Origin of the sequence: Bacilliculturomica massiliensis (assembly GCF_900605495.1) — a bacterium.
Lineage (GTDB): Bacteria > Bacillota > Clostridia > Peptostreptococcales > Anaerovoracaceae > Bacilliculturomica > Bacilliculturomica massiliensis.
Window position 1 is genome coordinate 1,863,573 of the sequence record NZ_LR027603.1, and the last position, 24,792, is coordinate 1,888,364.

Here is a 24,792-nt window from a genome sequence, read left to right on the forward strand (position 1 = left end):
ATTCTCCTCATCTCCCCGTAAACGGCATATATTCTTTTAATAATTTTTTATCACCCTTGATTTCCTCATATTTTTCTAAATCCCCAGAAGTCGTGATTCGATCGAACAAAAGATCTCTGCATATCCTGACAAAATCAAACTCCAGACGATCCTCTGACACATTCATAATTTTATTTATCTGATCTTCATTCAAATTAACATCTTTAAATTTCAAAACATTTCCGTCTATGCTTATTTGATTGAATCCGGATATATCTTTTCCCATATAACGATCCGCTATTAGTCTAAGCTCAATCAATCTTCCAATTTCATTTTTATGAATAGTAAGCGCCGATAATATTTCTTCCTCATCTGCAAATAATGAGCTTTGCATTTCATTATCTACTATTTTGTAAAGTTCCATAATCCCACGCATATAGGTCTCGTCTGTTATGTGATTGGTTAATGTCACAATGTCCTTAATATTATCGTTTATATCCGGTTTTATATAAGGTCTGACTCCATTTATGAGTTGTCCTTCAACAAATTCTGTTATCTCCATGTATTTACTATAAAAAGCCGCTTGATATTTGCAGCATTCTTCATACTCTTTCAATTCCCGATTTTCTTGAATTACATATATTGCAAGCACGCAAATGATACCTATTATTAATAAAAAGAACGACCACAGATGTTTTTTATTTTTTAGCTGATGCAACATAAGAGAGTTCCCTTCTTTTTTCAAGTCGATTGGCAAGTGTGATTTTTTACACTTGCCAATCATATTTCATGACAATCATTTTAAAAATAGAACTTTTTTACTTTAATACATCCTTTACCAGTTCATTTCTCATGGAAGGCAGAACATTTAAACGAACAACATTCAGCAGATAGTTCAGTTCTATTTTTTTAATCGGCTCAGTCTCGCTATAATTTACCACCGTCTGAATATAATCTGCTGCCTCCTTCATATAACTTCTTCTAATTGCTCTGTATGAATCAGTGTCCAAATTATTAGGGTCAATTACAAAGGCCAGCGACGAATTAACAACTTTTTCAAATTGTTTCACAAGTTTCTGTTTCTTTTTGTTAGTTGCCCACTCTGCAAGAGAACTGTATGCCGGAACAGTTGAGGGATACCCTATCTCTCCTCCAATCAACACTTCAAACAAAGCCTGCCCACCAGACGCCGCCAGTATACCTAACTGTGTGTAGACATCTGCCGCTCCAGCGGAATTCATCATCTCGTTATAGTCATAGACCCATGTCTGGGCTATCTCTATTGCTGTTCCAAGCACTTTAAACAATGTCCCTGTGTCATCTGCGCACAGAAGCTTTTCATAGTAAGTTCCTAAGTAGGTATGGGAGACATATGGAGACCTTTTATCTGTTATTAAATAAGTCAACCCTAACCGCGCATAAGAGAACCCCTGAAGGATATCCTGCATTGTAAAGTTAGTCATATCATTTTCCAGATACAGTCCCAGCACTTTCCACGTTGTTTCACCCACTATTCCTCTTACATTATCCTCTTTATTTCCCCCGGGAAGCACCTTATCCTTAAATCGATTAACCGCTTCCAAAGTGACATCATCAAACTTCCCAAAATTGACTTTTGTTATATCCAAATACTTCAATCCAATCAGCCGAATTTGCAGATCGACAACATCCTTCGTTTGTTGAGTTACTTTACCAAACTCATACCACTTGCTTCCATCACCTATTTTTAATTGATCGCCACGCTTTAATAGCCCCAGCGGATCCACATAATTCACCGGATTACTCCCCACATACGCATACCAGTTCTCTCCATCCCGGATCGGGTCGATCTGCGTGAACCGCCGGTTCCCCGCGTCGTACATCCGGTTCTTCGCATAGTACAGATCCAGTACAGAATCGTACTCATATCCCGTGTAGTTCTTCACCAGATCCAGCTCCCGGTGGCCGCACTTCAGTACTGCATTGTGCGTGATCTCTCCCCACTCGTTGTACATGGTCCAGCTGGTGACCTTCCCGGTCTTATCGCTGGTCAGGTAGTCGGTGGTCCCCAGATAGTCCGTGTGGTAGTACAGCTTCACCGCGCCGCTTTCCATGATGGCTCCCGCCGCCTGGTCGATGGGGCTCACCTTCACCGACAGCCGGTGTTCGTTCATCCCGTAGCCGTAGCGGTAGGTCAGGCCTTCTTCTTCCGTCTCCAGAAGAACATTTGCCAGCTCGCTGGTGTAATCCAGTACGAAGTCCTTCTTGACCACCTCATGGTTTTTCAGCGTGGTGGGCACGGAGGGTTCAATGTCGTCGAAGCCGTGGTAGCCGTAGGCATTCTTTCTCACGATCCACTCGTTTCCAACCAGATTCCCCATGCCGTCTCTGGTGTAGACAGAAATCTCTCCGGCTCCGTTGGTCCCCTGGGTCAGCTTGTTCGTCTCGTCGTAGACGTAGGTTCCAGTTGCTGTGACCTTCTTGTTCTTCCCGTACAGCTCCTTCACCTGATTGCCCCGGCCATCGTACTCATAGGTATAGACGTTCTTGTCCTTATCCACCTGCTTTCTCACCAGCTGGTTCAGGGAGTTGTACTGGTAATCCACATAGTGGCTGCCGTTGTTCCCCGTCTCATAAATCAGATTCCCGGCGGTGTCGTACTCGTAGGTCCTGGTCTTGTTTCCGTAGTTCTCATGGGCCTGCACCACCCGGTTCAGCGCGTCATAGGTGTAGTGGACGTCCTCCTTCGCGCTTCCCGTTCCGTTTCCTCTCTTGTACTCGGAGAGCTTGTTCCCGTTGGCGTCATAGGTGTAGCTCTGCTTGATGGTCTTCAGATCCTTGTCGGAAGGATCCGTGTCGTTCACCGCCAGCAGCTTTCCAGCCGCGTCGTAGGTGTAGAATTCCTCCCAGTCGTTGGGATAGAGCATGGAGGTCAACCGGTCCGCCAGATCGTAGCGGTACTCCGTCACCTTATTCTCCGGCTCCGTCACCTTCGTCATCCGGCCCAGAAGGTCGTACTCGTAGTTCGTCGTGCTGCTGTCCGGATACACAATTTCGGTCTGGTTTCCTACAGCGTCGTACGTGTAGCTGGTGGTCTTCCCCTTCGCATCCATCGTCTTGGTGATCCGCTTCAGCAGGTCCACCTCGAAGGTCGTCGTGCCGTTCCAGTCCGTCATGGACACCAGTTCGCCCACCTTGTTGTAATGATAGCTCACCTGCTTGCCATCATTGTAATTGATATTCGTCGCCAGATCAAGGCTGTTGTACGAATATTCCGTCACATAGCCGTCAGCGTCTGTGGTCTGGATCAGGTTGCCGTTGCCGTCGTAGACGTGCAGCGTTTCCTTCCCGGCTGCGTCGATCACCTTTGTGACCAGGCCGTTGCCGTCGTACTGGTAGATGGTGGTCTGGTACTCGTCCACCTTGTGGCGGCCGTCTACCCGGTGCAGCGTGCTCTTCACCAGTTTGCCGCCGGCGTTGTACTCCAGTACCGTCTCGTTTCCGTTGGCGTCGATGGTCTTGACCACATTTCCCAGTCCGTCGTAGACATACTTTGTCACATTGCCCTTGGCGTCCGTCACCGCCGTGATCTGCCCCTTCGCGTCGTAGGTGAAGGTCTGGGCCGACCCCGCCGGATCCGTCGTGCCCGTGATCCGGTTCAGCGCGTCGTAGGTGTAGACCGTGGTCTCTCCCTCGCCGTTGGTCTCGCTGAGGAGATTGCCGTTCTTATCGTAGATGTAGGTGATGACGGCTCCCTCCGCATTGGTCAGCTTCGAGATCAGCCCGGTGGGCGTGTAGTCAAAGGTGGTGGTTCCCTCCTTGGCGTCCACGATCTTTGTCACCCGGTCCATAGCGTCGTAGGTCATGGAGGTGCTGTTTCCCAGGGCGTCGGTCACAAGGACCACATTGCCGTTTTCATCGTAGCCGTAGTGGGTGACTGCGCCTTCTTCATCTGTTACTTTCACCACCCGGCCGTCCTTGTCGTACTCCACAGAAGAAGCGTTTCCCTCCGCATTGATCCGCTTCACCGGCAGGTTCCGTCCGTCGTATTCATAATTCGTTACGTTGCCGTTTCCGTCGGTCAGCCGGATCAGATTCCCGTTGGCGTCGTACACATAGCTGACCACATTCCCTTCTGCATCCGTAGTGGAGGTCAGGCGGTCCAGAAGGTCGTAGCTGTAGGTCACGGCATTGCCGTCGCCGTCCACGATCTTCGTCACATTGCGCGCCGCGTCGTAGGACAGGGTCGTCGTGTGCCCTTCCGCATCCGTCAGGCTGGTCAGACGGTTCAGCGCGTCATACACATATGCTGTCACATAGCCCAGGGCGTCCGTCTCCTTCACGATGTTTCCGTTGGCGTCGTATTCCGTGGCCGTCACGCCGCCCATAGCGTCCGTGGTGGACAGGAGCTGACCGATTGCGTCATAGGCAAACCCAGTCACGCCGCCCATGGGATCGGTCATGGTGAGCAGATTTCCGTTCTTGTCGTAGGTGTAGCTCCAGCCGTCTCCGTTTTCATTGACCGTGGACAGCAGCAGCCCGTTGGCATCGTAAGTATAAGCGGTTGTGGTGCCGTCCGCATTCGTAATCTTTGTCACCCGGCCCAGAAGATCGTACTCGTAACTGGTCTCGTTTCCTCTGCAGTCGGCGTCTGTTGTGATCTGACCCACTTCGTCATAGCTGGCGGCGGTGGCGTTTCCTTCCGCGCTGATGGTCTTCACCAGGCGGCCGGCCGCATCGTACTCATAGCGGACCGTGTTTCCCTCCGGATCCTTCACCGCAGTCAGACGGTTCTCCGAATCGTAGGTGTAGCTCGTCACGTTTCCGTTTCGGTCTGTCTCCCGGATCACGTTTCCGTTTCCGTCGTAGCTGTACCGAACGGAATGGCCCAGCGCGTCCTTCACCTCCGCGATCCGGCCCGCGCCGTCGTAGCTGTATCTGGTCCCCGCTCCCCGCTCATTCTCCACGGTGCTGACCCGTCCCATGGAATCATAGGTCATGGAGCTGGTTCCGCTCAGCGGGTCTGTGGTGCGGACCAGCTGGTCATTTGCATCGTAGCCGTAGCTCCAGCTGTTTCCCCGGGCGTCGGTCATGCCCGTCATTCTTCCCTGAGAATCGTAGGAATAGCGGACAGCGTGCCCCAGAGCGTTGGTCTCAGTCACCAGATTTCCCCGGATATCGTAGCCGTAGGTCGTCTCCGCTCCCATCCGGTCTGTTACCGAGACGGGCTGATTCTGGTCGTTGTAAATCGTGTGCATGAGGTTCCCGGCGAAATCGCTTTCCGCTGTGGTGAAGCCGTTGCCGTTCACCTCATAGGTCTTGATCTGGCCCGCCGGGTCGGTTACCTTCACCAGCTTGCCCGCCGTGGTGTATTCGTAGGCGGTCACAGTACCGTCCGCCAGCGTCTCCGTCAGAACCCGTCCCGCGTCGTCGTAGGTCCAGGCCGTCACATTTCCCAGCGGATCTGTGGCCGTCAGGCAGTTCCCTGCCGTATCATAGGTATAGCTGGTGATCCCGCCCATTCCGTCTGTAACAGAGGTCAGATTATTGCTGCTGTCGTAGGTGAAGCTTCTGACCACTCCGTTGGCGTCGGTGCTCTCCGTCATCCGGCCTTTTTCATCATAGGTATAGCCGGCGGTTCCGCCCGCTCCGTCCATATACCGGGTCAGCAGATTCTGGTCGTTGTATTCAAACGTTTCCTGACTGCCGTCCGGGTGCCGGATCTCGGTCAGATTAGCCCGGTCGTCATAACGGTACTCCCTGCGGTTTCCGTTCTTGTCCGTTTCCGCTGTCCGCTGATGAAGCTCGTTGTATTCGTAGGTCCGCGTTCCGTAATTGTCCGTGTATTCCGTGATCCGCCCGTACTCGTCGTAGACGATGGAAACCGCGTACCCGTTTTCCCCCTCCACGCGGTTCGTCCGGTTTTCAGGATCGTAGGTAAAGACAGAGGTTCCTCTTCCCTCCACATACTGTTCCGTCACACGGTTGTCCCCGTCATAGGTGTTCTGAATGTATACCGTGCCGTTGAAATCCTTTATGGTCTCGATGCAGCCCTTTTCATTGTACGTATACCGCAGATCGTCTCCGTCCGGATTCACCGCGGAGACCAGATGCGCTCCGTCGTAGGTATAGGTGACGGTGCGGCCCGCACTGTCCGTCACGGCCGCGATGTGGCCCCCGCTCCATGTAAAGGAGAAGCTGCCGGAGTCATTGCTGACTGAGGCCAGCCGGTCTCCATTGTAAGTGTACGCATAGGACTCGCCGTCCACGTTGACAATGGAGACAAGATTCCCTTTCCCATTGAAGGTATAGACCGTTCCGTCCTTATGGCTCAGCACGTATCCGTCCCCGGTTTTCTCAAAGGTGAAAGAGGAACCTGCAGGCGGCGAGTAGGTATCATCCTGATTCAGGCTGAAATACAGGCCGTCCCCGTTGGGAAGGATCACTTTCGCATACAGGATTTCTTCCTGCACCTGGTAGAACAGGTTATTCGTCCACCCTTTTCCCAATCCATAGTCGTTTTCCGCATACTTGGACGCGTAGTGGCGGCTGAATTCCAGATTCGTCCGCCCGTTCAGGGCGAAGTCTGTGTAATCCCACTCGAAGCTTCCGGTCAGCAGATCCACCGGATCTTCCAGTTTGACGACCGCCAGGCCCGTATAATCGATGGGGGACAAGAAGTCCGTCTGGCAAGTCGTATTGAACGCGATTCCCAGAAAGCTGTTGTAGGCCCGGTTTCTCTCGTCCACCGGTTCAATGACCAGCACATAGACGTCGGTTTCGCTGATCGTATGCTTATTTCCGTCTTTATCTGTATATCTGCCGTCCCACAGAAGCAGATTGTGGATGAATGCTTCCGAACCCGGCTCGGTCTCTTCCAGCACCTGCAGCATGGCTTCGTATTCAGCCTGCGTCATCGCCTCCGGTTCTTCGATGACCGGCTCCGTCGGTTCGATGGCTGGCTCAGTCGCACCCGGTGTCGCCCCCTCTTCGTCCGGCTCCGGCGGCAGACCCTCTTCTGTGCGTTCTGTAATGGCAGGTTCCGTCACGGTTTCCTCCTCAATGGCAGGCCCGGACGAGGCTTCTGGTTCTTCCGGCGTATTTTCATCAGAAGACAGCTCCGGCTCATTTCCGTCGACGCTGAGACTTCCAAGAAGCGAGACGAACCTCATACCCACCGTTTCTCCCTGCTCTGCGGCCGGTTCCTCCGGCTCTGACGGCGTCTCCGGTTCGGTCGCTTCGACTGATGGTTCCGCGTGAGTCTCTTCGGGTTCTCCGGCCGGCTCTCCCGGCACAGCGGCTTCCTCCTCCGGCTCCGTCGTCGGCGCGGCGCTCTCTTCCTCCGGCTCAGGCTCCGGAAGGAGGTTCCGCTGTCTCATCAGTGTGCGGACCTCCTCCATCGTCTTTCCGGTGTAGCCGATGAAGGTGGTGCTGCCGTTCATAGTCTGGAAGTCCTGTTCCTTTACCTTCCCGACCGTCTCCACCAGTTCGTCGCCGTTCAGCGGGTTTGATATCGGATGATCCGTATCCCAGCCCTGGATATTGTCCCGCACAGGCGCTGCGTACAAATATCCCAGACGTTCGCCCAGAAACGGCTCCGTTTCATCCGGATTTTTGCTGAACATCATGTCCATTGGATTGGGAATCATCTTATCCTCGACCGGATCAATGTACTGATCGGGGTTGATCCGGTACAGCGATATGGCCGCCTGCTGGGTATGGGACAAGCTGAATTCCAGCATCATCCTCCCGCCCACGCTGGGATTGACGATACGCTGGATCAGATTTTCATGGTTTTCATTATAGTATGAGATCGGCGTCCAGCTCCCGTCGGCGTTGAACGCGCGGAAATACTTGAAACGTCCTTCCTTGTCGATGTTCGGATTGTCTGATTCTCCGTCTCCCGCCGCAAACACGGTGACAGGAATCATTGTTAAGATCATGGCAATGGTCAGAAGAACAGAAAGTAATCGTCTTCCTCTTTTTTTCAGATCATTCATGAGAATCCTCCTTCCTCATCTGCACTAAGAAATTTGGTAAGACCGCCGGCATGTACACACATCACACCCTTTCCACTTCAAACAACCGTAAGCGTTCCCTCCCGATCCTCTTTGATAAAGTAAAGGTTTCCCCCCCTCAGCCCTGATCTCCTCCTTTTCTATCCCTTTGTTATATATAACGTAATTCATCCATTCAAACGGGACACGATTTCAGAATTTTTTTATAATTGTTTTCAAAAAAGTATGATCCTTCAGCCCCAGACACCGGGCAAAAAGAAAAAGCCGCCGGTAAAAACTACCGGCGGCGGCTTAAAAATTGATTTACATTTAAAAGGTTACATTTGGGCTGTCATATGCAGCAGTGTCGATCACAGTGCCATTTTTATAGGCTTCTATGCTTGCGGACATGTAATATTCCCCCCGTCTGCTGGGAGTATAGGTTTCACCAAACACAAAATCCCCCATTCCATCTGCATACAAAGTCTGACTCCATTTTTTCACCGAATTATCATTAACGTCCCGAATATGTACGACTACCTTAACATAATCGATCGTTCCGTTCTTATACGGTGTGACGATTAGATACGCATGAAGCTTCCCCGATTCCAGATAATACTGCGGCGAAATACTCGCAATGGCAGTCCATCTGGGGCTGATTCCATCCCCTGATACACTCGCCGGACTATCGATCGGCCCCTCCATAGCCGAACACGTAAGTCCACTTGATAAAAGCATGATGAAACAAGTGAAGATTATAGCAATTTTTTTCATCCGTTTGCCCTCCTTTCGCTTCACTACTATATATAACGTAAAACACAGGTTGAAATGGGACAAAAACAAAAAATTATTTTTGCATCAGATGAATATTTTCTGCTATTTTTTCCGCTTCTGATAAACTTCCATCTGTTTTTATGTAAAACGTGCTGTTCTCATTCCTCCAGTATAACTGAAAACAACCTTCGAAAGCATACCAGGTTATGTCGTCTCCATCATGATCCAGTACGCCCGTCTCTGTAAACTCCATATCTACGAGCATTGGCATTTCTTTATCATTTACTTCTTTTTGATTGAAATATATCGTTTGTTTTCCATCAGAAAAAGCCAGTCTGTATTCATTTCCAACTTTTTTAGCAGAAATTAGTGCAGTTCCTTCCGGGAGCCATTCAGGATAATAATACCTCTTCCACTCATCAGGAAGCACTTGATCTGCATTCACATCATTAAAATTGATGACTGCGTAATCTTCACCCTCTTCTTCAACAAAAAATCTGTAAATTCTTTCTCTGATCGCTTGAACTTCTGGTATTGTAATAAAAGAAACAACAGTCACCGCTGCAAGCAGCAGAATACTGATTTTCACGATTTTTATAATACGCCTTTTTCTCCGTCTCCTTTTGGATTCAAACAGCAGACTTTCTTTCGTTTTTTTCAGTCGTGAATTCAAACGATCCGGCAGCACCATATGCCGGGCTTCTTCCAGTTCATCAGCAGCTTGTTTTTCCAGGTTTTCATCAATAACAGCGGCAATATACCGCAGATTGGCCTCTGCCTTCTCTTCTACAGCTTTTTTGTATCCTTCTTCGCGCTTGTCAACCATCTTATACCCCGGCGTTCCCTTTCTTTTCAATGACTTCCCTTAGATGCTTTTTGGCCCGATATAGACGTTTCCTGACTGTTTCTTTTTTTAACCCATAAATTTTTGCAATACCATCAACATCATATCCAATCTGATACGTCATCCATAGGATATCCTGATCTGCTTGATCTAAAACTTCTAACCAAACATCAACGTGCGCTCCAATTTTCACTTCGCCAATGGCCTCGACAATATCAAATTCTTCTGTAATATATCGTTCAAATTCATCAGGATCTACGTAGGTCACATTTGAATTTTGGTTTTGTTTACGCAAATAATCTATCGCTTTATTCCTTGAAACAGTCATTACAAATTTAATCATATCATTCTCGTCAATTTTCTGTAAAACATCCTGACAATTTAGCAGAGTCAAAAAAACATCATTCACGGTTTCTTCTATGAGACCCTCGTCATCCAGATATTTGCGAGTATTATTTACGACTAAGTTCCAGTAATTCTGCATCAGACCCTCGAACCAATCCTCAGAATTAAATTTTTTCATTGAATCTTTACCCTTGCTGCTTCTTCATCAAGTTCTCAAAAACATCAATTAACTTATTTAGATCCTGTCGCTCTATCCTGCCTAAAATACGTTTGACACGTTCATCTAACTCTGGAGCAGCATTTTTATTGCCAGTTTCAATTTTCAGAAAAAAATCAGAGAGTGTCATTCCAAATCCATTGCATAATTTATTTAGAGTTTCTATTGTAGGGCAATATTCATTGGGATGATATAAAATCGACTTTATTGTATTTGCCGATACATCTGATTTTGTCGCCAATTCATTGATGGAAAAACAATTTTCCACCATTAATTCTTTCAGCAAATATCCAATTTTTCCGCTGTTAAACATTTATATCCTCCCTATTTCCTATATTTTTACGTCTAATACTATTATATGTTATATCATTATACTTCGATATGATGAGCAATTTGTATTTTTAGTATGAGTATTAGAACTGAACAGGAACGCTCTCCTAAAACGGTCAAGTCAAATCCTCCCTGCTTTATCCTTTCATCGCCCGTTCTAAACTTTAAAACAAAAAAATCAAAAGCCTTGAAAGCAACAGCTTTCAAGGCTTTTAGGAAATTTTTGGTTGCGGGAGCAGGATTTGAACCTACGACCTTCGGGTTATGAGCCCGACGAGCTACCAGCTGCTCCATCCCGCGATATCAGATACATCGCAATGTATTTAGTTGATTGGTGCCGGAAACCGGGGTCGAACCGGTACGATCGGTAAGGATCGCAGGATTTTAAGTCCTGTGCGTCTGCCAATTCCGCCATTCCGGCCTGGTCGGCTCCGAAGCGGGACCGCCCTTGCTGAACAGGCCCCGTATCCGGTTCCTCTAGTTTGGCTCCAAGGGTGGGGCTCGAACCCACAGCCTATCGGTTAACAGCCGAGTGCTCCACCATTGAGCTACCTTGGAACATTTGAACACGATCTCTCACAACAAAACTAATTATACATCACATCACAACTGTATGTCAAGAACAATATTTCAGTTTTTCTCAATATTTCTTACATGCCCCTTGTGACCTCTCTATCATATGCAGTTTCCACACAATTATACATGAAAGTTAAATAAAATTGTGTCGCTGTTATGATCACACCAGATCGGCCTCAGACGTCCAAGATACCATTCTTGCACGGTCTCTGCCGCGCACAAAATCGTACCATAAGCCTGTAAAGGTTATTATACCAGAAACGCGGTCCGGATCAAAGCTCATCATGATCCAGACCGCCTCTTTCATAAAAAGGTTTCCTTCGGAAATCGAATTCGTTCTTCCCTTACCCCCTTGCCGGCACGAACTTGGCCCGGTTCATCAGCGGGTGCTGGAGCCGCAGCGCCCGATCCACCGGACATTCCATTACGCAGCTGCCGCAGTAATAGCATTCTCCGGGGTACAGAACCACAGGCGGCCGGCCCTTTTCCGGGTTGGGGATCATGATATCCACCTGACACACTTCCACGCAGCGGTTGCACCCCGCGCAGAGCGTTTCGTCAAACAGCAGCGGCTGCGCGCTGCAGGGCACCACGGCCGCGGTCAGTCTATTTTTCTCATTCATTTCCCCGGCCTCCTTCGTTTTGTACATAGTCACGATTGTGCTCCAGATAGCCTTCCTCCACATCGCCGTAATAACCGTGAGGAACGTCGCCACGGATCACGCGGCCCTCCTCCTGACGGATCGTAATAAAGTGATCGTCCCGCTGCGGATCTGTCTCCGGGTAATCGCTGCGCTGGAAGCAGAGCGGCTTCGAGCTGGATTTCCGCAGCAGACAGGCGTTCAGGATCATCTTGGAGACCTCCAGTATATCCAGCACTTCGTGAGTCCGCATGAGATCGTGAGGATTGCGGCAGCTGAGCTGAGGTACGATCTCCTCACTGTAGCTGTCCAGCAGGTTCAGCCCCTCCTGCAGCAGATCGTCGCACTTCACGCCGCCGCAGTAATTCTGCATGGCCTTGGAGATCGCCATGTTCAGCTCCTTCCATCCCATTCCTTCCTTATTATAGATCGGCGCGTACAGCCGGTTCCGCTCCCGCTGAATCTCTTCGCGGTCCGGCTCGGTCAGCTGCACGGTATCCGCGTAATCGCAGGCCTTCCGCCCGGCGTAATAGCCGGTGGAAGCCGCGAAGCCGCAGCAGTCCGCAGCGAAGAGCTGATCGCCGGCGGCGTAAATGCCATCAATGTTAGTCTTCAGATCCCAGTCGTGGAAGATGCCTCCGGGCGCTCCGAAGAGCTGACGCTCCTGATCCAGAAAGCTGGCGGACTGCCAGCCGGAACCGTAGCTCTGCAGCATGTGTTTCTCCGGATCGAAGCCGCGTTCCGTATAATTCTGCAGGATGGGGATCTTCGTCTTCCCCTCCTCGCCCACCATCAGACCCCAGATCACCTTTCGCTCCATCTCGGGCATTTTGCTCAGATCCGCGTAAAAGGGCAGCTGATAGCCCCGCTTCATCAGCTCGTCAAACTCCATAGTCTCAGGACCGCGCCAGTCGTACTTCGCCTCGTCGATGACGCCTCCCTTCAGGAAGAATTTCTGTCCGGACGCCGGCTGATATCGCTCCGATACGGTCTTCAGCACGTTTCCGTCCCGGTCCACATAAGGGATCTCCACGCCCCGGGCGTCCACCATGGTCGCCGCGTACCAGGTATTGTGATTGTTGCCCGCGCCGTAGGGCGGAAAGCTGCGGCCCGCCGCGGAAAACTCGCCGCGCACAGATTTTTCCATCATCGTAAACTCCAGCCCTGCCCGGTATCCCATAGCGTGGCCGCTGCCGATGCTCTGGGGCGGCCGGAATTCACAGAGACCCACTAGGTCCGGGTTGAACAGCCAGACCCGGGCCGGCCGGGACATGGTCATGATGGTGGCCTTCGCTTTCAATACGCAGAGCTTTCCCGTACGGACGTTCATGCCCACCGCGCCCACGCCCCGCTTTTTGCCGTTCACCCATGCCGTCAGCAGGGCCGTGGCCTCCGTGCGCTCCACAAGACGAACCTTCAGCCGCTTCAGCTCCCTGTACAGCGCCGGCTTGAAGGTAGATCCCCACACTCTCATGAAAAACTTGTTTTTATAATCGTAGGCAAACAGAAAACCTGTGTCGTCGTCCCGAAACTCAGCGCCCTTAAATTCTCCTTCCGTGTCCCGCACCTTGCCGCCGAAGGCTTCCATGTCCAATAGACGGTCGTATCCCTCCCGGCATTCAATGTAATGCGCAATGCCATTGCTGTAATGGTCCTGCTCCTCTATGTACGCTTCGGCGATCTCCTTGGGCGTCACCTGGGAGCAGGGATTCGTGCAGGCCACCTCCCAGTGATCGAAGCCGCTGCCCGCGGACCCGCTGCGGACGATGGCTCCCTTTTCGACCAGCGTAACGCTCTTCCCCCTCCGCGCTGCCGCGATTGCAGCGTAACAGCCTGCAATGCCGCCTCCCAGGACCAGCACCTCGGACTCCATCGTCTCCACCGCTCCAAACTCATCTTTGTAAGGCCAGTCGTACTGACTCATAATCGTCACCCTCTCTTTCCTCCTCTCCTGCACCCGCATAGCGCGTTTTCCATTCGATCCGATCCGATCTCGCTTATTTGTTCCGCATCGCGCTGATTCCAAGCTTATTCAGCATATTATTCGATGCGTGATGCATCACTTTTCCTTCATCATCATACTACCACCCGTGCCATGTCTTGTCAACGTTACTATCAGAATCTTTGTGCAATACTGGCGATTCGAGCCCATTCAAAAGGAATCTGAATGTTATTTTGCAGATGCGTCATTCTGTTCCCTAAAGTGTACGGCCACTTTTTTCTTTTTTGATCTTTTAACGACACAAAAAGAAAAAATCAGCCGGCTTATCAGAGGTTTTACTAGGATTTATTTCTAAATAGAGACGATTTTTTCTTTTTGCATACTTTTTTATACACAAAAACGAAAAGCGCACCCTTTAAATTTGATTTTTAGCAAAAATAATACATTATTTTTTTCTTTTCCCGCTTCATTTCAATGCAAAAAGAAAAAATTGCCCATATGGGTATGCCGTTTTTTCGTTTTTCCGCTTATAGACCTTTCCTTTTTTTCTTTTAGAACACGATTTCGGTGAAAAAAGAAAAAAATCGCTTCGGCCGGCAGGCAGATTCTTGGAAACAGACTCGCATCATTGACATTCCCTCCCACAGCCATTAGAATTTAAGAAAACCAGGAACGGCGTCGTACCACTTGCGGCATGCCTGAAAAGCCGGTCGTCAGCGACGGCGGCGCAGCGGATTTTAATGGAGTAGATGAATTTGATAAATAAAAAAAACCTCAGCGAACAGATCTACGAAGCGATCAAATCGGATATCCTCACGCAGAAGATCGGTTTCGGCGAAAAACTGACTAACCGCGGGCTTCAGACAAAGTTTGGCGTCAGCTCCACGCCCGTGCGCGACGCCATCAACCGGCTGTACCTGGACGGCATACTGGAGGACATATCCAACGGCGGCGCCCGTGTTATCCCCTTCGATATCAAGATGGCTCTGGAGGTCAACGAGATCATCGCCCTGCTCAGCCGCGACGCCCTGGGCCTGACGGTCTCAAGGCACAACCAGGACAAGGTCATCCGCCGCCTGGAACACGTCATCGGCAAACAAAAAGAATATCTGGAAACGCCCAGATACCTGACTTACGACAAGCAGTTTCACCGTACCTTCTTTGAATACTGCGGAAACTCCAGGCTGATAAGGGCTTACGACGAACACAGCGTACTCTGGGACATGCACATCCAGATCTACCATCAAAACTCAGAATCCACCCGCGCCCACGCCCTGGCCCAGCATCAGCAGATCCTGGACACCTACCGGAGCGGCGACTGTCTCGAAGCCCAGCGTCTCCTTGCCTCCCATTTTCTGGACGCCGTAGGCTCTCTCGAACGGCAGCTGACGGAACAGGGATCAAAACAGAAATAGGCTGATTTTCTTCAAAAAACACTGACCGCTGTCTTTCCATTTCTTTTCATGGGGTCTCCAGTCCATTTCCAGAGGGCAGGGTCTGCATGAGAGCAAAGAAATGTTCAGGGTCGCCGGTACTGAAATAGCGATACCAGGATTCCAATGTGTCCGATCGAAAAACGCCTAAACGTTCTATCATTTGCTTCGCCCACAGCAAGGCCCCCACAGAGCTGGCAGTGATCAGGCTGCCGTCTGCCACAGAAGGCTTGTCTATATAAAAGCTTTGTCCTTTATAACTGGGAGAAAACATCTCAAGGAATCCCGGGCCATTGCTGGTATGCGGGCGCTGATCCAGCAGCCCGAAGTTGGCAAGCGCTACGGTGGCCCCGCAGATCGCGCACACCGAAGCCCCCGAAGAGAGAAATTCGCCCGCTTTTTCGATGACTGCGCCATGCTTTGGGTCGTTCCATGTATCTGCGCCCGGCAGCAGCAGCATGCTGGTTTCACTCACAGCCATATCATCGATGATGCAGTCTGGCACGATCGTCAGCCCGCCCATGGTTCGAACTGGTTCCTTTGAAAGACTGACCGTTTTGAGCGTTACATGCGGCGCGTCTCTTTTGAAAAATCGGCCGGAATTCAGCTCCGCAGTCACATACCCCAGCTCCCAGTCGGCTAACGTGTCAAGAACGTAAACATACACCTTATACATAAATTCCCTCCATTTTGATAAGCAGATTGATCGGTCTGTTTTATTTTGCTCTGTGAACATTATACGTTGTCATTGCTGACACCTGTATGGCAGCAATCGATAATGAAATATTTCGGAAGGCGGCGATCAGATGAAAGTTGACAGGCTTCTCAGCATTATCCTCATACTCCTGGATAAAAAGCGTATCGGCGCGCAGGAGCTGGCAGATATGTTTGAAGTTTCACCCCGTACCATCTACCGTGACATCGAGACGATCAGCATGGCGGGTATTCCTGTTCGCGGGACTTCGGGCGCGGGCGGCGGATTTGAAATCATGCAGAACTATAAGCTCGACAGAAAGGTTTTTTCCGCCGGCGAGCTTTCCGCTCTCCTTGCCGGGCTTTCCTGTCTTTCCAACACGACACAGGGAGATGAGCTGGTACATGCTCTTGCGAAAGTCAAGAGTCTCATCCCCGCCGACAGAGCGAAAGACATCGAACTGAAAACAAATCAGGTATGCATAGATTTGAGTCCATGGATGGGCAACGAAAACATGCAGCCATATTTAGAAATGATCAAAACAGCGCTGGAGGAAAGCAGGCTGCTTTCATTTGAATATACGGCCCATCACGGAATTAAGACCGCGCGGACAGCGGAGCCGTATCAGCTTGTATTAAAAAACAGTCATTGGTATCTGCGCGGGTATTGCCATAAGAGAAATGATTTTCGCTTATTCAGACTATCCCGCATGTCAAATCTGCAGATGCAGAAGGAATCTTTTACACCGCGGGACTATTTAAAACCGGAGCTGGATTTTACCGATCTTTTGGCAGCAATGCAGACAAAGATCAAGCTTCGCATCCATGGATCGATCTTGGACAGAGTCCTTGATTTCTGCACGTTCGAACACGTTTTTCCAGACGGGGACCAGCATTACATCGTCTGGTTTCCTTTCATAGAAAATGAGTACTGCTACGATATTCTTTTGAGTTTTGGAGATAAATGCCAGTGTTTAGAGCCGGCGCATGTCCGCGCAGAAATGAAGCGCAGAATACATGATCTGGCTGCCGTATACGAAAACCACAGCGAAGGGTGTGAACAGGACGGAAGAACAGAGCCTTAGTGAAGCAAAATCCTATGATAACAAGAAAAAAAGACGGGGCGATCGGCGTCCCGTCTTCTTCTGTTCTGCATCATCGTCGCTTGTCTGCGCGGCTGACCGTACCGGTTCGATAAAAGGAGCCGATCATCTCAAATGCTGATCAGCTTTTGTTTCCAAACCCCAGCCCGGTCTGCAGCAGATCTGGATCCGATCCGCCGCCGGCATCCGCCCTGCAGCCGCAGGCCCGTTCCCGCCCTACAGGCAGAACAGGTTCCGGCTGCTGCACTTCTCCACCTCCCGCTCCAGAGAAGCGGCGACGGCCTCGGGGCTCTTCTTCGCCAGACAGTTGGCGATCAGGTTGACCATGGCCAGAGTGGCCACGTGGGTATAGTCCACCGCAACTCCCTTGACGGGCGCCACCAGCACGTAGTCGCAGGCGCAGGCCAGGGGGTTGGCGGAATTGTCCGTGACAGCCACCGTGGCGGCTCCCTGTTTTTTTGCAAAGGACACGGCCTCCACCACCTCCCGCAGCACGCGCTGACTGCTGAAGGCGATAAATACATCGTTCTCCCCGATCTCACTGAATTCCATCTTCTTTGACAGGCCCACTCCCAGCAGCTCCACGCTGGGTTTCCCCAGCCGCCACAGGTAGTGTCCCAGCGCCCGCACGGCGATCTCGCTGGCGAACATGGCTGCCATGTAGACTGTGCCGCATTTGTCCACCACGTCCACCACGGACTCCAGCACGCTGGGATTCAGCAGCTTCTCCATATTGGACAAGTTTGCCATATCCTGAATGACGGAGGTCTGGATGACCTCTGTCATCTCTCCTTCGGTGAGAAAACTCTGAAACATATCGTAGGGAGAAGTGGTCTTCTTATAAAGCTCCTCCAACTGATCCTTAAACTCTGTAAATCGCTCGTAGCCCAGCTTCCGCACCAGTCTGGTGATAAACGGCGCCGAGACGCCGCACTCCTCCGCCAGCTGTACGCCGCTGAGAAAAGCTGTCTTGTCGATTTCCTTGGTGATGTGCTGAACGACCAGCCTTTCTTTCTGAGATAAATTTGCGTTCTTGATCCTTGTTGTCAGCTCCATAAGCGATCCCGTCCTTCTTGTCAGTAGACAACTTCACTCCCTATATAACAGGCGATATCGCAAAACAGAAAAAGCTGCTGAATCTCCTTCAGCTTTTGTTCACTCCCAGGCGGCTGGCGACCGTAGGGGTATTCCAGTCCCAGCTGCGTCCATTTCGTCGTCCCCATACGGTGAAACGGCAAAATATTGATCTCGAACAACCCGTTCATCTTCATGAACCGAATCACTTCTCTGATATGCTCCGCACCGTCATTATACCCCTCAATGACCGGAATACGCAAGATTAATCTTCCATTCCAGGGGGAAGTGCTCAGACGGGAGATATTCTGCAAGATCCGTTCGTTTCCCACTCCTGTCTCTCTTTTATGCAGGCCGCTGTCCATGTGCTTGATATCCACAAAGGCCAGATCGATGTAGGACATGACCTCCAGAAAGTCTGCCGTTTCCGCATAGCCCGCCGTCTCGATGGCCGTGTGGATGGCTTCCTTTCTGCAGCGTTTCAGCACGTCGAGCAGGAAATCCTTCTGAAACAGCGGGTCGCCGCCGGAGAAGGTCACCCCGCCCGCGGACCAGAACTGGCGGTCCCGTCTCAGGACCTGCATCAGTTCCTCCGCTTCGTACCATCGGCCTGAGAGCCGCAGCGCCTCGTGATAACACGCCCTGGCGCACTCAAAGCTGCCGCATCCTTTGCACATGGACGCATCCCGCTTCGGCATTCCTCCGGAAACGGTGATCGCCCCTCTGGGGCAGGCCGTCGCGCACCGCTGGCAGCCCGATTTCTCACAGAGACATTTCTGGGCGGAGAAGAGGAGCTGACGGCGCAGCTCTCTCCCCTCTGGGTTGGCGCACCACCGGCAGCGGAGAGGGCAGCCGCTCAGGAACACCGTGGTGCGGCTTCCCGGCCCGTCGTGGACCGAGAAGCCCTGAATGTCAAAGATGAGCCCGCCTTTATCGGTCTTCATATCCCTCGCAGGTGACGGCGATCATCTCTGCAGAGATCCAGTGCTCACCGTCAGAAAGCCCTGAGCAGACGCCCGTTCCCTCTTCCGCGCCTTCCGCGTAGTGCCTGCAGAATCCGCACTTAGGCTTTCTCTCGTATCTGGGGCAGGCAGTCCCGTCGAAGGGGACAAAGCCCTCGTCCAGCAGGCACACGCCCTTGGTCACATCCACGTTCTCATAATTTCTGCAGTCGCAGTGTCTGTATTTTTCCATCTCTACACTTCCTCATACTCTGTCCGCGCGATAACTTCGTCCTGGATCGCCTTTCCGATCTCCACCCAGTACTGTGTAAATCCGGCCACCCGGACCATCAGATCCCGGTAGCTCTCCGGCCTGGCCTGGGCCGCCTTCAGCGTCCTGTTATCCACCACGTTGAACTGAATGTGGAAGCCGCCCTTGCGCAGGTACGACTTGGCAAGCTCCGCCAGGTGCTTCGTTCCCGCGTCGCCGCGGATGGCGCTGGGATGGATCTTCATGTTCATCTGCGAATTCTGGGAAGCGCTGTGATCCCAGCACACCGCCGAGGTGAACAGCGCGTAGGGGCCGTTTTTGTCCGTCCCCGGGTAGGCCGACATGGAGGCGTCGGCGAAGGTGGTCTCCGCCAATCTGCCGTCCGGAGTGGCCCCGCAGCCCGAGCCCAGAAGTCCGTGACTCGACACAGAGATCTGACAGGCGTACATGGGCTTGGCGTACAGGGACTCGAAATTGGCGCAGGTTCCGCAGAGCCATGTCTCGTACTCGTGAAGGATCGAATCCGTATAGGGATCCGCATTCCCGTATTTGTTCGCGGTCAGGCAGTCTCCGTAAATATCGTCGTACCGGTCTCCGTCAGGCCGGCGCACCTGCTCGCTGATGGAGTTGCTCTTGATCTCCGACGACAGATAATAGCCAAAGTTGTTCAGGAGCGCATCCTTCATGTCCTCAAGGGTGTATTTCTTCTCCTCGTAGACCAGTTTTTTCAGAGCGGCCAGGGAGTTCACCATGGTGACGGTGCCCGTGGTCTCGATGTTGTAAGTGGCGTTGTAGCGGAAGCCCATGTTCCCGCCGTGGAGTCCCTTATCCAGACAATCGGGCTTCAGCACGGACTGCCAGATGGGCACGTTCTTCTTCCGCCAGATATCGTGCTGGATGTTGCAGCATCTCCGCTGTACCTCGATGATGTACTCGTAGTATTCTTTGAACTGCGCCCACAGTTCCTCATAGGTGTCCAGAGATTTGTTGTGAGGCGGCAGCAGCTGAATATCGTTTTTCACGTCTTTTCCGTTGAAGAGCACCAGGGAAAGCACCTTCGGGTTGGAGATGAAGTGCACGCCCACGGAGGTGGAATTGCTGGCTCCCACGGGGATCTCGTAGGTCTTCCCGTTCAGGGTCAGCTCCTTCCAGCAGCCCGGAGCCGTCTCCAGACAGCCTCCGATGGAGAAGGCTCTGGCCTCTTCCACCGTCATGCCCTCCGATCCGTACTGGCGCAGCAGGAAGTCGGTAGCCACCCGGTTGTTCATCCAGGCCGGATACCCGGCTCCGATCTTCACCACCTCCGCGCACTTGAGAACGAATTCCTCCGGCAGTCTCTCGTCCCAGAGCACGCTCAGGGTGGGCTGCGGCGACGGCAGAGCCATACCAGCCTCCAGTATCAGGTACTCCAGACGGTTGCAGGCCGGCAGCCCCTCTCTCGTCAGACCGCCCACACACAGATTGTTGAAGGTGTTGCCCATGAGCACGCTGTTGGAGCCGGAGCTGACGAACAGATCGATGGCGGTGAACTTCACGCGGTAGAGCTCCAAAAGCTCCAGCGCCTGCTCCTCCGTCAGCCTGCCCGCCTCCATGTCCTGCTCGAACCAGGGCCAGAGGACCTGACCCACGCGGCCCGGCGCCACGCCGGAAGCCACTTCCTCGTTGAGAAGCGCCAGATGGGTGAAATAGCTGAGCTGCATGGCCTCCCGGAAGGTGCGGGGCTGCTTGTGGGCGATCCAGCCGCAGATCTCCGCGATTTCCGCGTACTCCTCCTTCTGACGGCCCGGCTTCGCCAGGGAAGCCCGGCGCTCCGCCTCCTTGGCGTAGTTCAGGATCCACTTCTGAATACCCTCCGTGACGATGGCCGCGGCCTCATAGAAATACAGGCGGTCCATGCCGGAAACGCCGTCCCCGTCCGCGTTGCCCGCCACCTGGGAGGCCCGCTCGTGACACAGCTCGATCATGGCGTCAAATCCCATCTGCAGCGGATAATAATAGCTGACTACTTCTCTGCCCACCGGAACGGTGTAGGCCGAATCGCCCCGGGAGGTCAGGGTCCTGGTCAGGTTGTTTTTCACCTCAAAATCCGGCACCCATCTGCTGTGCTTTTCGCCGATCTCCTCGATGGTCTTTCCCGACCAATACTCCGTGATCTTGTTCAGCATGGGTACTTCAGAAGCCCGCAGGCCGAACTTTCCGGCCAGGGAGATGACGCCGGGCAGATCGGCGGTCACATTGCCGCCGCCCAGGCCCAGTTCCGCCGCCTGGTCCACCGCCTGCCTTGAGCTGCTGTCGCTCTTGTATTTCTCAAAGAGCTCGCTGCTCTTGGATACGAAAAAGGACTGGATCAGCCAGGGCATGGGAAAGGTGCCGCGGAGATAGCCGGTCTTCGCTCCCACCAGCAGTTCGCCGGGATAGATGACCGGCGTGGTGTGGGCGAAGGCGCAGGCCAGAGCCTTTGCACGGCGTATGATCTGCAGCTCGCCGTCCTCCTCCTCGAATTTTCGCGTATACCAGTAGGTCCACTCCATGGACGTGGAGGCCAGGGACTGATAGTACAGGTCCATCAGCTTCTTCGCCCTCGGTGCCGCTTCTCTGCGGTTCTCACAGTCCTCCCCCTCCGCCGCCGGGCAGTCTACGCGGACCCCCTTTCCCTCCAGGATCTCGAATATCTTTTTTTCTTCCTCTTTCATATTATACCTTCTTTCTGATTCCGTTCTAAACCGCTGTTTTATTCACGCTCTCCGTCTGCCGATACTCCGACCTTTTTCGATAGCCGCCCTTTGCCAGAAGCAGCAGGCCTGTCACCAGCACCGCGGACAGAAGAGCCGTGTAGAGGATGAAGGCGGGCGCGTAGCTTCCGGTCTTATCGTAGATCACACCGGACAGCGGCGGCGCCAGGCTGGGACCTAAAAACAGGAAAATGGAGCCGAATCCATAGATGTTTGGAAAATCCTTTCCGCCAAATGTGAAAAGCGTGATCTGCGGCGACAGCACAAAGGGAGACGCCACCGCGATGCCAAAGAGCGCCGCGCCGGCCATGGTCAGGATGGTGGATCTGGCGATAAACAGCAAAATGATGCCCGCCACGGCCAGAGACGTCATCAGCGTAAAATTCCATCTGGTGCCGATCTTATCGTTGAGCCATCCAAAGAACAGCTTCCCAAAGGCCATGCCGAAACTGGCCACGCTGACAAAGCCGGCGGCGGTGTTCTGCTCGTAGCCCACGTCTGTAAAATAAGCGGCCAGCTGGGTGAAGATCCCCATCGAGCCCGCGCTGAGACCGAATATGATAAAGCAGAGGGCCCACATATCCGCCGTCTTTACCGCCTCGCTGCGCATGATCCCTTCCTGAGCCTCGCCCTGGTGTCCGGCCTTTTCCCCGCTCTCCCCGCTCTTTGCCTCAAGGCCAAGCGGCGCCAGACCGATGTCCGCAGGCTTGTAGCGGTAGAGCAGAAACATGGGGACCGCGCAGAGAAAGATGAACAGTCCCATGCAGCGGTAGGCGGTCTGGTAGCCGAAGGCCTCGATGAGCCGGCTGGCTACGGGATTGAAGATCATGCTGCCGATGCCTGAGCCGGTGAGGGCGATGCCCATGGCCGTCCCCTTGCTGGCGTGAAACCAGTTGTTCATGAGGATGTTCACCGAAACCATGCCGCAGAAGGCGGAACCGGCTCCGATGAGAAAGCCCAGCACGTAGAACAGCCGGATGTCCCCCGCAAAGGACAGACAGGTCCACATCAGCGCCATGAAGCTGCCCGCACAGATCGTGACGATCCTGGGGCTCCACTTTTCAAAGACCTTTCCTATCAAGGGGCTGAACACCATGGACGCTACCGAGACCATGGAGAGATAGATTGAAAATTGTCCCCGGGAGACGTGAAGCGCCTCGCAGACGGGTTTTAAAAACTGACTGGCCGAGTTGATCACGATCCCCGCGCCGCCGATGAGCATCAGCGTGCCGGACAGACACAGAAGCCAGCCGTAGAAAATTTTGTTTTTGCGCTCCATAACATTCCCTCTGCCGTATGACGAACTCAGGCCGGCGCCATGGCAAGCCACCGACGCCAGCCCTTTTACCGCGTGTGTTTCACACAGTGAGCCGTTTATTCAAATTCCTGGATCTCAATAACGAATTGTCCTGCGCTAAGCGCTCTTCCTCATGCTCACGTCGCCGTGCACGACCATGGGGCATCTGTTTTTCTGGTCGATGGAGCTCACGATGACCATCACGATCACGGACACTCCGTAGGCCAGCATCAGGCCCATATCGGGATTCACCCATCCGTTGAAGGGTCCCGGGATACCGGCCAGGAAGCTTCCCGTTCCGATGACGGCTCCCACGATCATGGCGGCGAAGCAGCCCTTGACGGTGGCCCCTTTGTACAGAACCGCCGCGAACAGCGGGACCAGCATGCTGCCCATGTACGGGTAGTTGAAGAGGATGATGGCGTCCAGCACATTATCCATCTTGAAGGCGAAGAAGATGCCCAGCAGGCAGGCGCCTACGATGGTGAAACGGGCGATGTTCTTTGCCGCGGGCAGCTCCTCCAGCGTTTTTTCCGGATGGAGCAGCTTGTTGTAAAAGTCTCTGGAGAAGGACGCTCCCATGCAGATCAGCAGGCCGTTTCCGCTGGACATGGCCGCCGCCAGAACGGCGGTGACAACGATGCCGGCCAGAATCGGACTCATGGTCGAGGATACCGTGAAGGCGAAGATCCCGCCCACATCCGCGTTGGGATAAAGGATATGCCCCGCGGCGCCGATGGCGGAGGCCATGGTGCCGATGAAGATGGTGATGATCCCGCCGCCGATGCAGCCCAGCTTGGCCGTGCGCACGTCCTTCGCGGACTGATACCGCAGGAAGGCGTCATAGGAAACGGAGATGGAGAGCAGCATAGGCGTTACCATGTAGATAAACTTGGAGAACAGTCCTTCCGGGATGAACGGTGTGCCAAAGATGGCGGAAACCGCCTCCACGCCGGTGTTCTTCAGCGCTACGAAAGCCACGATGGCCGCGATGGGAATGCCCACCATGATGACCGCGATGTTCACCGTGTCGCCTACGACCACGGACCACATTCCGCCCATGGAAGCGTAGATCAGGATGACCACGGCGCAGACCACGACGCCGATCCAGAAGGGGATGCCGAAGGCCGACAGAATACTTCCGCAGGCCAGCAGCTGCGCCACGAAGATCCCCAGCATGCTGGGCACGTTGCTCGCCCACGCCCAGGCGCGGATAGGTCTGTGCTGCCCGAAGCGGACGTCAAAATAATCCATGGGCACGACTGCCTCTACATCGCGCATTTTACCCGCGATGAACAGTCCTGCCACGATGCATCCAAGGCCGCAGCCCAGGGCGTAGTACATACCCGGCCACACGCTGTAGGTGCCTCCGGTGCTGGCTCCTCCGACGATGACTCCGGCGCCGATCTGGACCGCCGCGATGGTACAGGCGCACATGACAGGTCCCAGCTTTCTGCCGGCGACCAGGAAATCAGTAACCTTGCTGGCTCTCTTCTGAGCCCAGAAACCGATGCCGATTAACGTTGCCAGATAAATGACAGCTACAATAACGATGTATAATCTTTGATCCATTTTCTCATCTCCTTAGAATCAAAACGGGACGGTGGAAAAATTGATTTGGTAT

At 52.8% G+C, this 24,792-nt stretch carries 17 protein-coding genes and 3 tRNA genes; 2 read left to right on the top strand and 18 right to left on the bottom strand.

The features are described 5' to 3' along the window. Nucleotides 1-7: 7 nt before the first annotated feature. From E0E37_RS17590 to E0E37_RS17640, 11 genes are all read right to left on the bottom strand, one after another. The gene (locus E0E37_RS17590; protein WP_154939152.1) at nt 8-700 is read right to left on the bottom strand and encodes a hypothetical protein; all 693 of its coding nucleotides are present in this window, start codon (nt 698-700) and stop codon (nt 8-10) included. 97 nt (nt 701-797) lie between these two features. Next, entirely contained in the window at nt 798-7,958 is a 7,161-nt protein-coding gene (locus E0E37_RS17595; RefSeq protein ID WP_130864280.1) for an RHS repeat-associated core domain-containing protein, read from the bottom strand. A 327-nt stretch (nt 7,959-8,285) separates the two neighbouring features. Then, entirely contained in the window at nt 8,286-8,729 is a 444-nt protein-coding gene (locus tag E0E37_RS17600) for a hypothetical protein (RefSeq protein ID WP_130864281.1), read from the bottom strand. A gap of 73 nt (nt 8,730-8,802) precedes the next feature. Next, on the bottom strand, nt 8,803-9,585 hold the full coding sequence (locus tag E0E37_RS17605) for a DUF4367 domain-containing protein (RefSeq protein WP_130864282.1): 783 nt from the start codon (nt 9,583-9,585) through the stop codon (nt 8,803-8,805). After that, nucleotides 9,557-10,096 (bottom strand): RNA polymerase sigma factor, encoded by a 540-nt coding sequence (locus tag E0E37_RS17610; RefSeq protein ID WP_130864283.1) that lies wholly within the window; start codon nt 10,094-10,096, stop codon nt 9,557-9,559. Before E0E37_RS17610 ends, E0E37_RS17605 begins: the two co-directional genes overlap by 29 nt. Nucleotides 10,097-10,103: 7 nt before the next feature. Beyond that, a complete protein-coding gene (locus E0E37_RS17615) occupies nt 10,104-10,448 on the bottom strand; it encodes a helix-turn-helix domain-containing protein (protein ID WP_130864284.1) in 345 nt (114 codons plus the stop codon). A 241-nt stretch (nt 10,449-10,689) separates the two neighbouring features. After that, nucleotides 10,690-10,765: transfer RNA gene (locus tag E0E37_RS17620), tRNA-Met, on the bottom strand. Between the two features lie 32 nt (nt 10,766-10,797). Beyond that, a tRNA-Leu gene (locus E0E37_RS17625) sits at nt 10,798-10,886 on the bottom strand. Nucleotides 10,887-10,948: 62 nt separating this feature from the next. Next, nucleotides 10,949-11,023 (bottom strand) — tRNA-Asn (locus E0E37_RS17630). 362 nt (nt 11,024-11,385) lie between these two features. Continuing rightward, entirely contained in the window at nt 11,386-11,664 is a 279-nt protein-coding gene (locus E0E37_RS17635) for a 4Fe-4S dicluster domain-containing protein (RefSeq protein ID WP_130864285.1), read from the bottom strand. Next, the gene (locus E0E37_RS17640; RefSeq protein ID WP_130864531.1) at nt 11,657-13,606 is read right to left on the bottom strand and encodes an FAD-dependent oxidoreductase; all 1,950 of its coding nucleotides are present in this window, start codon (nt 13,604-13,606) and stop codon (nt 11,657-11,659) included. The genes E0E37_RS17635 and E0E37_RS17640 overlap by 8 nt, the downstream gene beginning before the upstream one ends. A 773-nt stretch (nt 13,607-14,379) precedes the next feature. On the opposite strand from E0E37_RS17640, the gene E0E37_RS17645 reads away from it, so the two are divergent. After that, on the top strand, nt 14,380-15,039 hold the full coding sequence (locus E0E37_RS17645) for a GntR family transcriptional regulator (RefSeq protein WP_165445437.1): 660 nt from the start codon (nt 14,380-14,382) through the stop codon (nt 15,037-15,039). Nucleotides 15,040-15,085: 46 nt separating this feature from the next. Here E0E37_RS17645 and E0E37_RS17650 read toward each other — a convergent pair whose 3' ends face one another. Then, nucleotides 15,086-15,733, bottom strand: coding sequence for a type 1 glutamine amidotransferase family protein (locus tag E0E37_RS17650; protein WP_130864287.1), 648 nt, complete (start codon nt 15,731-15,733; stop codon nt 15,086-15,088). Nucleotides 15,734-15,863: 130 nt separating this feature from the next. On the opposite strand from E0E37_RS17650, the gene E0E37_RS17655 reads away from it, so the two are divergent. Then, on the top strand, nt 15,864-16,835 hold the full coding sequence (locus E0E37_RS17655) for a helix-turn-helix transcriptional regulator (protein WP_130864288.1): 972 nt from the start codon (nt 15,864-15,866) through the stop codon (nt 16,833-16,835). 234 nt (nt 16,836-17,069) lie between these two features. On the opposite strand, the gene E0E37_RS17660 is transcribed toward E0E37_RS17655, so the two are convergent. The 6 genes from E0E37_RS17660 to E0E37_RS17685 all read right to left on the bottom strand — a co-directional run bounded on the left by E0E37_RS17660 (nt 17,070) and on the right by E0E37_RS17685 (nt 24,740). Next, the gene (locus E0E37_RS17660; RefSeq protein ID WP_130864289.1) at nt 17,070-17,909 is read right to left on the bottom strand and encodes a MurR/RpiR family transcriptional regulator; all 840 of its coding nucleotides are present in this window, start codon (nt 17,907-17,909) and stop codon (nt 17,070-17,072) included. A 20-nt stretch (nt 17,910-17,929) separates the two neighbouring features. Continuing rightward, complete coding sequence (gene hpdA, locus E0E37_RS17665; protein ID WP_130864290.1) at nt 17,930-18,871, bottom strand: 4-hydroxyphenylacetate decarboxylase activase; 942 nt, start codon at nt 18,869-18,871, stop codon at nt 17,930-17,932. Then, nucleotides 18,858-19,121, bottom strand: a complete 264-nt coding sequence (gene hpdC, locus E0E37_RS17670) for a 4-hydroxyphenylacetate decarboxylase small subunit (protein ID WP_130864291.1) — start codon at nt 19,119-19,121, stop codon at nt 18,858-18,860. Before hpdC ends, hpdA begins: the two co-directional genes overlap by 14 nt. A 2-nt stretch (nt 19,122-19,123) precedes the next feature. Next, nucleotides 19,124-21,832, bottom strand: coding sequence for a 4-hydroxyphenylacetate decarboxylase large subunit (hpdB, locus tag E0E37_RS17675; protein WP_130864292.1), 2,709 nt, complete (start codon nt 21,830-21,832; stop codon nt 19,124-19,126). A 25-nt stretch (nt 21,833-21,857) separates the two neighbouring features. Then, nucleotides 21,858-23,150, bottom strand: coding sequence for an MFS transporter (locus E0E37_RS17680; protein ID WP_130864293.1), 1,293 nt, complete (start codon nt 23,148-23,150; stop codon nt 21,858-21,860). 135 nt (nt 23,151-23,285) lie between these two features. Then, on the bottom strand, nt 23,286-24,740 hold the full coding sequence (locus E0E37_RS17685; RefSeq protein WP_130864294.1) for a sodium:solute symporter family protein: 1,455 nt from the start codon (nt 24,738-24,740) through the stop codon (nt 23,286-23,288). Nucleotides 24,741-24,792: the final 52 nt, after the last annotated feature.

Coding starts and splice junctions, on each gene's coding strand:
- E0E37_RS17590 (WP_154939152.1), bottom strand. CDS start 700: ATGTTGCATCAGCTAAAAAATAAAAAACATCTGTGGTCGTTCTTTTTA.
- E0E37_RS17595 (WP_130864280.1), bottom strand. CDS start 7,958: ATGAATGATCTGAAAAAAAGAGGAAGACGATTACTTTCTGTTCTTCTG.
- E0E37_RS17600 (WP_130864281.1), bottom strand. CDS start 8,729: ATGAAAAAAATTGCTATAATCTTCACTTGTTTCATCATGCTTTTATCA.
- E0E37_RS17610 (WP_130864283.1), bottom strand. CDS start 10,096: ATGAAAAAATTTAATTCTGAGGATTGGTTCGAGGGTCTGATGCAGAAT.
- E0E37_RS17615 (WP_130864284.1), bottom strand. CDS start 10,448: ATGTTTAACAGCGGAAAAATTGGATATTTGCTGAAAGAATTAATGGTG.
- E0E37_RS17635 (WP_130864285.1), bottom strand. CDS start 11,664: ATGAATGAGAAAAATAGACTGACCGCGGCCGTGGTGCCCTGCAGCGCG.
- E0E37_RS17640 (WP_130864531.1), bottom strand. CDS start 13,606: ATGAGTCAGTACGACTGGCCTTACAAAGATGAGTTTGGAGCGGTGGAG.
- E0E37_RS17650 (WP_130864287.1), bottom strand. CDS start 15,733: ATGTATAAGGTGTATGTTTACGTTCTTGACACGTTAGCCGACTGGGAG.
- E0E37_RS17655 (WP_130864288.1), top strand. CDS start 15,864: ATGAAAGTTGACAGGCTTCTCAGCATTATCCTCATACTCCTGGATAAA.
- E0E37_RS17660 (WP_130864289.1), bottom strand. CDS start 17,909: ATGGAGCTGACAACAAGGATCAAGAACGCAAATTTATCTCAGAAAGAA.
- hpdA (WP_130864290.1), bottom strand. CDS start 18,871: ATGAAGACCGATAAAGGCGGGCTCATCTTTGACATTCAGGGCTTCTCG.
- hpdC (WP_130864291.1), bottom strand. CDS start 19,121: ATGGAAAAATACAGACACTGCGACTGCAGAAATTATGAGAACGTGGAT.
- hpdB (WP_130864292.1), bottom strand. CDS start 21,832: ATGAAAGAGGAAGAAAAAAAGATATTCGAGATCCTGGAGGGAAAGGGG.
- E0E37_RS17680 (WP_130864293.1), bottom strand. CDS start 23,150: ATGGAGCGCAAAAACAAAATTTTCTACGGCTGGCTTCTGTGTCTGTCC.
- E0E37_RS17685 (WP_130864294.1), bottom strand. CDS start 24,740: ATGGATCAAAGATTATACATCGTTATTGTAGCTGTCATTTATCTGGCA.